This is a genomic window from Kitasatospora sp. NPDC085879 (genome assembly GCF_040686255.1).
Taxonomy (GTDB): Bacteria; Actinomycetota; Actinomycetes; order Streptomycetales; family Streptomycetaceae; genus Kitasatospora.
In genome coordinates this window covers 22,301-28,300 of sequence record NZ_JBFBJZ010000083.1, presented here as the reverse complement: position 1 = coordinate 28,300, position 6,000 = coordinate 22,301, and the positions used below count along the sequence as shown (strand labels likewise).

The 6,000-nt window shown below is 71.0% G+C and carries 4 protein-coding genes; 2 read left to right on the top strand and 2 right to left on the bottom strand.

The annotated features are described in order from the left end of the window. Positions 1 to 91: 91 nt before the first annotated feature. Together AB0P35_RS36685 and AB0P35_RS36680 are read right to left on the bottom strand one after the other, a co-directional pair. On the bottom strand, positions 92 to 1,543 hold the full coding sequence (locus AB0P35_RS36685) for a radical SAM protein (protein ID WP_363519726.1): 1,452 nt from the start codon (positions 1,541 to 1,543) through the stop codon (positions 92 to 94). After that, positions 1,543 to 4,158, bottom strand: a complete 2,616-nt coding sequence (locus AB0P35_RS36680; RefSeq protein ID WP_363519723.1) for a glycosyltransferase — start codon at positions 4,156 to 4,158, stop codon at positions 1,543 to 1,545. The genes AB0P35_RS36685 and AB0P35_RS36680 overlap by 1 nt, the downstream gene beginning before the upstream one ends. A 1,125-nt stretch (positions 4,159 to 5,283) precedes the next feature. Here AB0P35_RS36680 and AB0P35_RS36675 point away from each other — a divergent pair. Both AB0P35_RS36675 and AB0P35_RS36670 read left to right on the top strand, forming a co-directional pair. Next, on the top strand, positions 5,284 to 5,517 hold the full coding sequence (locus AB0P35_RS36675; protein WP_363519720.1) for a hypothetical protein: 234 nt from the start codon (positions 5,284 to 5,286) through the stop codon (positions 5,515 to 5,517). Beyond that, positions 5,507 to 5,764, top strand: a complete 258-nt coding sequence (locus AB0P35_RS36670; RefSeq protein WP_363519717.1) for a hypothetical protein — start codon at positions 5,507 to 5,509, stop codon at positions 5,762 to 5,764. The genes AB0P35_RS36675 and AB0P35_RS36670 overlap by 11 nt, the downstream gene beginning before the upstream one ends. Positions 5,765 to 6,000: the final 236 nt, after the last annotated feature.

The window sequence follows — 6,000 nt, the reverse complement described above, 5'->3', positions numbered from 1 at the left end:
GTCACCCGCTCCCGCTTGGGACGACTCGTTCGTCAGGGACTCCTCGCCCAACCCGGACGTGGCCGCTACCAGAAACGGACTTAACGTCCTCTCAGAACTCGGTGTTGATCACCGCCTCGACCAGGACCCGACCGGCCGGCGTCAGCTGGATCCGTCCGGTGCTCTCGTCCGCGACGGCAAGGCCCCGTTCGGCCAGCGAGCGGAACCGCCGCCGCCACGGCTCGTCGAACAGCGAGCGCCCGGGGAAACGCTGACGGTGCAGGTCGTCGCGCAGCGGCTGGAGCGTGGTCAGTGCCATTTTGATGGCTCTGCTCTCCTGCGCGGCCGGTGAGAACCGGGTCGCGGAGCCCAGCGGGACCCGCCCGGCTTCCACCGCCGCCGCGTACGCCCGCCAGTCCACCTCGGTGATCGCCTCCGAGTCTCGGCAGCTCGAGCTGCCTCCCAGCCCGATGGCGACCTCGGCGTCCTGCCGGTCTTGGTCGACCATGATGGACTTCCAGACTTCCGGGCCGACGGAGTCCAGCGCGAAGTACATCGTGGGCTGCTCGCGGTAGCCTGCTGCGGTCAGGCCGTCGATGAGCACCTCGCGCATCTGGTACTGCTCGCCGAGGGACGGCCAGTGGTACCCGGCGCCGGCCAGCCGGGCGCGGTAGGCGGGTAGTTGCCAGGGCGCCGGCTGATCGCCGGACACCCCGGTCCTGGTGTCCGCGTACGACCGCAGGTGGAGTTTGGTGCAGACCACCGCCGTGACCTTGTTCTCGACGACGAGATCGAGGTCGCGGCGCACGCTGTCGACGCTCTGGTCGAGCAGCCCGTACATCAGGTCGACGCTGATCCGGTCGAAGCCGACGCGTTGCGCGTTCCGGATGAAGTCCAGGCACATCCTCGCAGTGTGTCGGCGGCCGCTCAGTTCGAGGACCCGGTCGTCGAACGACTGCACCCCGCAGGAGAGTTTGCGGCAGCCCAGCTCGGCGAGCAGCTCCAGCTTCTCGGCTGTGAGGGTGCTGGGATCGCCTTCGAAGCGGATCGCCGTGTCTGGTCCGAACCGGAAGTTCTCCCGGTAGAAGCGGATCAGCCGTCGGATGGCGTCCGGTGGCAGCAGCGACGGGGTACCGCCGAACACGTTGAACTCGCCGATCGGCGCGGACGCCAGGCGGGGGACCTCGCGCAGCCACAGTTCCGCCTCGCGGACGTTCCAGTCGACCCAGCGGGCGGCCTTGCCGGCGGCGGCCTCGCCGTCCCCCTTGACCAGCACCACCGGGTACTGGCAGAACCGGCACCGGTAGGCGCAGGTGGGGATGTAGGACCAGAGGTGAATCGGCGCGGTCCCGGCGAGCCGCCTGTCGAGATCGGCGAGGAAGTCGGACGGTGCGTAGTCGCGGACGTCGCCGGGGAACACGTGGGCGCCGAACGGGTCCTCGGCGACGTACCGGAGCAGTGCCCGATTGGCGGGGTCGGTCAGGATGTCCAGCACCGCGGGCGGCGCGTGCCGGGGGTCGGTCGCGTGCAGCGAGGCCAGCACCCCGTCGTCCGTCGGCGCCATCAGAACACGCCGCCGTTGCCGAAGTAGTTGTGCGCCTCGCCGGACTCCCGGTCCTCGCAGAAGTAGCGGACGAACTCGGTGAACCGGTCGGCGGGGACGTCCCGCAGGCACGGCGGCAGGGGCGGCGCATGGCCGACGTCTTCGCCGACGGTGGCCCGAAGCCGGGAGAACAGCTCGTCGGCGAACTCGAAGTACAGCCGGTAGGACGGTGTCTTGTACGAGTGGATCGAGGTGAAGTCGACGAGGCGCATCTCGTCCTTGATCTCGGCGATCCGGCGTCCGAGACGCTGGGCGAGCGATGCGCCGAAGAAGGCGGTCACGGCGTCGTCGTCGAGCAGCGAGGGGCTCAGCATCACCGGCAGCAGGGTGTTCTTCGGCACGAAGTCCTTGACGGAGAACTCCCATGCCTGCCGGGCCTCGTCCTCGGTGAGGTCCCGCCCGCAGTCCTCGGGCGGGCCGGCGAGGCGGATGTCCCGCATCACGATGATGCCGTCGCTGCCGTAGGCCCGGCCGCGAATCACCTCGTCCAGCGCGTGGTCGATCCGGCGCGGGTTGATCTCCACGCGCGAGCCCGGCACGTAGGCGATGTCCTCGCCGGAGGCCCGGACCCTGATCCCGAAGTCCCAGTCGTCCGACAGGTGGTTGACGAAACGTCCTTCCCGGAGTTGGTAGAGGAGCTCGATCCCGCCGACCCGCTCGTAGACGTCGCGGTCGACCGCGAAGCCCTTGCCGTCGGGGAAGCCGCCGAACAGGGCGAACGTCACCGCACGGCAGCGCAACGTGCGCTCGACGGCGCTCCACAGGCGCGGTCGGCGGGCGAAGTGCGCGGCGTCGTAGAAGTAGTCGCAGACGCCGATCGCGGCCTTGCCCGACTCCATCGCGGTGAACAGCTCCCACAGCCAGTGCGGGTCGACCCGGCAGTCGGCGTCTGCGGAGACGAGGTAGTAGCGCTGGCCGGTGCCGGACCGCCGGCGCAGCCGGCTGCGGGCCGCCGCGAACTCCATTCCGGTCCGCCGGGCGCACGCGACCCCCTGCTCCGGCTCCCGGACGATGTGGACGGCGAGGTCCGGTCGGGCGGCCGCGAATCGGCGCGCGATGTCGACGGTGCTGTCAGTGGAGTTGTTGTCCACCAGGACGACCTCGTACAGCGACCGGTCCATCGGGCCGTCGCCCGCCCGCTGGCCGTACAGCGACTCCAGCACGGCCGGCAGGTTCTCCGCCTCGTTGTATACCGGGATCACGACGCTCAGCCGGGTCCGCTCGCCCGTCGGCATCATGGCCAGAGCGGTCAGCACCTCGGCGGCCCGGCCGCTGCCGAAGTGCCGTTCGCCCAGCGTCTGGTTGAACCGTGCTGTCTCCCGGCGCAGCCGTTCGTCGAGGAGGAGGTCGGCCACGGCGTCGATGAAGGCCGGGGTCGGCAGGTCTCCGTCGGTGAGCTCCATGACCGGTGCCCGGAACCCTCTGTCCCCGTACACCGTGTCGTACAGCGCGTAGCGGGTGGTCAGGTAGGGGACTCCGGAGGCGATGGCCTCGCCGATCGGGTTGCCGAAGCTCTCATAGTCGTACGAGGTGAGGAAGGACACCACGTCGGCGTGGGCGAGGAGGTCGCGAACGGAGTAGCCGCCGCCCGACGGGCGCCCGACGTCGGCGTCGTGGGGCGCCAGCCGTCCGCTGAAGACGACGCGGCCCCGCACGCCGAGCGACTCGGCCAGTCGGCGGAGCCGGGTCTGCTCGCCGGGCGACTCCGCGGTGTCGCCGGCCACCAGGAGGTGGCAGTCGACGCGGCCGACCAGGCCGGCCAGTAGATGGATGTCCCGGTCGATCCGCTTCTGCGGGATGATCCGCGTGCAGCGGGCGATGAGCATGCTGTCCTCGGGGACCCCGTGCTCCCGGCGGAAGCCGGCGTTGCGGTCGTCGACGACGGCCGGCTGCGCGGTGAACGTGTTGGGCAGCACCGCGATGTGCCGCAGTCCGGGCGCCCAGGCGAGGGTTCTGCGCCGCGCCTCCTCGTGCAGGGCGAGGTACTGGATGTGCGGCGAGTTCACCGGCGCCACCGTGTGCGGGTACGGGAAGTCGCCGTACTTCCTGATGCCCGGCTCGCTCTGCCACATCAGGTCGTGGTCCCGCCACAGCACGAACCGGCCGAGCCCGTTCTGCCGCCCGTAGCGGTCGATCGCCCGGTAGAGCGCCTTCGTGTAGGCGATGTTTTCCGGCAGAGTGCCGTTCTCGACCATCACCAGGGAGACGCCGAGCCGCCGCCACTTGTCGACGATCAGCTGGCTGAGCGCTTCGGCGACGGCCTCCACCCGGGGGAGCAGGCTCTCGCCTGCCCCCTTCTGCACGCACTCCCGCAGAACGGCCGCGACGAACGCCTGGTCGTAACCGGGGACCTCCCCGATGCCGTCGATCCGGTCGAGCCGGACCCACTCCGGAAACAGGGCGGCTTCGTCCCCGTAGGGCCTCAGAAAGGCGTTCTTGTCGGCCTTCACGTCGTAGCCGAGGTCGAGATGGACTCGATGGCCGTGGCCGTGGAACAGCCGCGCGGTCTTCACGAACTCCACCACCACACCCGAGACGGGCGTGGCGTCGAAGGAGATTCCCCACAGAACGGTCATGGATTCGGCGCTCCCTGCCTGCCGCCGGATTCCTGTCGGTCCGACGCTAGGCGGTCCGCGACGGCCCCACCACTTGTAGCCATCGGCCGCGCCCGGGATCCGTTCGGTGAGAGCCGGGCGCCATCCTGTCGAACCTTCACGTCGATCCGCAGCGCGGCCTCGTCGGCGGTGGCGACGTACAGCTCCGCGACGCGCCCGACTACGCGGACGTCGTCGGCGGCCAAGACGGCGGGCGCGGGCGAAGACAGTCAAGACCGCTGTGAAGACGGCGATCCAGACCAGGGAGTCGGCCCAGGCGAAGGCGGCATCGGCCGCGGTCGACCAGGCGCAGGAGCCGTTGAAGGGCTGCCGACGGCGGACCGATGCGGACGGTGTTCCCGGTGTTCTCCGGCAGGCCGAGAAGTCCCTGCGCGCCCGGGACGTGGCGGAGTGCCTCGGGCTCGATGGACGAATGGTGCCGTCGACGCGGTGCGCACGATGTTGGAGCGCCTCGCCAAGGCCTCGCGGGCCAAGTACACCGGCCACGGCCTGTACGCGGTGGCCGACTGGCCCGTGCGGCTTTGCTGCTCTCTCTGGCTCCCGGCCGGGCGGAGAGCAGCAGTGCAGGTACTTCGGCTGGCGGACCTCGAGCCGGAGCGCCCGTCCCCGGCCGCCTGCCCTGACAACCTTCCGTGCGCCTGTCCGCGGGCCGCCCGCGCGTTTGCTCCCGCCACCGGCAGGTGACACTGGGCGGTGTGACGAACGAACACCGCTCTCAGCAGCCTGCCCGCTCCCGGGGCGAGCGGCCCGCCGCCGCTGTTCCGCGTGCCCGCCGACCGCTTGCGCCGGTCGGCCCGGTGCTGTTCCAGGCTCCGCCCGAGGGTGAGCCCGCCCCCGCGCCCGGACCCCGCCGCTCGGCCGCTGTGCCTACCGTCGCCTTCTCCGCCCCCGGCGCCTGTCTGCTGCGCTGACCGGTCGACCCTGCCTGCCGGGATGGGCCGGGGTGGGGAACCTGCACCGCGTGCGGCCGGCGTTCGCTACCGTGGGACGCGCGGCCGGTTGCCACGGCCGCGCTGTGCCCCGGGACGGCGCCACCGGCCCGGGCTGTCGGCGGTGCCCCGACCGGGTGCCCGAAGGAGCTGCCCCATGAGTCACACCCCCGCGGCCGACGGCCGCGAGCCGGTCGCCGACCACGCCGCCGACGCCCTGCGCTCCTGGGCCCAGGCCGAACGCACCCAGGCCGACGCACTCGCCCAGGTCCTCGAGGACATCGCCGCCAACGGCCTGCCCGACCCGGAGACCTGCGTGCCCTGGGAGGAATTGCGCGATCAGCACCTCGCCGAGCTCGCCGGCGGGCAGACTGAGCACCGTGCCGCCTAACCACGCCCCGCGCAGGTCCCGGATCGTCTTCCACGCCCCGGCCGCCCGCCAGATTGCCAAGCTCACCGAGGCCGAGACCCACCGCCTCGACCGCGCCCTCGTCGCCGTCTCCCTCCTCCCCGACATCGGCGAGCTGCGCCGCGACGTCCCGCTGCGGGACTACCGGGACGAGACCGAAGGCGTCCGCATCATCTACTTCGCGACGGCCCTCAAGACCACCGTCATCGCCGTCTACATCGAGGTCTGAGCCTGCAGCGGCTGGCTGTCCGGTGCGAACTGGGACCGCTATGCTGCTGCCTTGGCTGTCGCAGCCCTCGGCGCCACCATCGATCTCGGTGGCATCGGACCGACCACCACCGACCCACTCTGGGCGCACCACATTGCCAACCGGATTGCCCCAGTATGCGTCCTGTTCGGCCTTGGCCTATTCTGCAGCATCCTGGTCCTACGTTTCCTGCGCCGACACGAGCCACACGTGATGCG

Excerpts from the sequence above, each read along its gene's own strand:
- AB0P35_RS36685 (WP_363519726.1), bottom strand. The coding sequence starts at position 1,543 with ATGGCGCCGACGGACGACGGGGTGCTGGCCTCGCTGCACGCGACCGAC.
- AB0P35_RS36680 (WP_363519723.1), bottom strand. The coding sequence starts at position 4,158 with ATGACCGTTCTGTGGGGAATCTCCTTCGACGCCACGCCCGTCTCGGGT.
- AB0P35_RS36675 (WP_363519720.1), top strand. The coding sequence starts at position 5,284 with ATGAGTCACACCCCCGCGGCCGACGGCCGCGAGCCGGTCGCCGACCAC.